Genomic DNA, 782 nt, shown 5'->3' with positions numbered 1-782 from the left:
TGTCGTCGGCACGTGAAAACTGACCCCGTGACGGCAGACGAAAACTGACCCCCTGCCGAGATCCTGGCCCCCAGTCGACGGGGGTCGGGAGGAGAGCGGGTGTTGAGCGTGGAGGACTGGGCCGAGATCCGGCGGTTGCATCGGGCCGAGGGGTTGCCGATCAAGGTGATCGCGCGGGCGATGGGTGTCTCGAAGAACACGGTCAAGCGGGCGCTGGCGGCCGAGGGCCCGCCGGCATACCGGCGGGCATCGAAGGGTTCGATCGTGGATGAGGTCGAGCCGCGGATCCGGGAGCTGTTGCGGGCGTTTCCGGACATGCCGGCGACGGTGATCGCCGAGCGGATCGGGTGGGACCGCTCGATCCGGGTGCTCTCGGCGCGGGTGGCCGAGCTTCGGCCGGCGTATCAGCCACCCGACCCGGCGAGCCGGACGACGTACCAGGCCGGGGAGATCGCCCAGTGCGACTTCTGGTTCCCCGACATCGAGGTCCCGGTCGGCTACGGGCAGTCCCGCACCACCAAGCAGCTTCCGGTGCTGACCATGGTCACCGGGTATTCGCGCTGGGCCTCGGCGGTGCTGGTGCCCTCGCGGGCCGCGGAGGACCTGTATGCCGGGTGGTGGCAGCTGATCGCCGCCCTCGGGGCGGTGCCGCGGGTGCTGGTCTGGGACGGCGAGGGCGCGGTCGGGCAGTGGAAGGGGCGCCGTGTGGTGCTGACCCAGGACGCCCACGCCTTCCGCGGCGTGCTGGGCGCGAAGGTGCTGATCTGCCGCCCGGCGGACCC

1 protein-coding gene is annotated in these 782 nt (G+C 71.5%); it reads left to right on the top strand.

The features are described 5' to 3' along the window. Positions 1–99: 99 nt before the first annotated feature. Positions 100–782, top strand: a 683-nt coding sequence (locus GD970_RS21425) for a DDE-type integrase/transposase/recombinase (RefSeq protein ID WP_152204897.1), incomplete at its 3' end; no start/stop codon positions are given.

The sequence above is a fragment of the Georgenia thermotolerans genome, assembly GCF_009193185.1.
GTDB lineage: Bacteria > Actinomycetota > Actinomycetes > Actinomycetales > Actinomycetaceae > Georgenia > Georgenia thermotolerans.
Note: the sequence above shows the minus strand (reverse complement) of the source record. Positions and strands in the feature narration are given on the sequence as shown.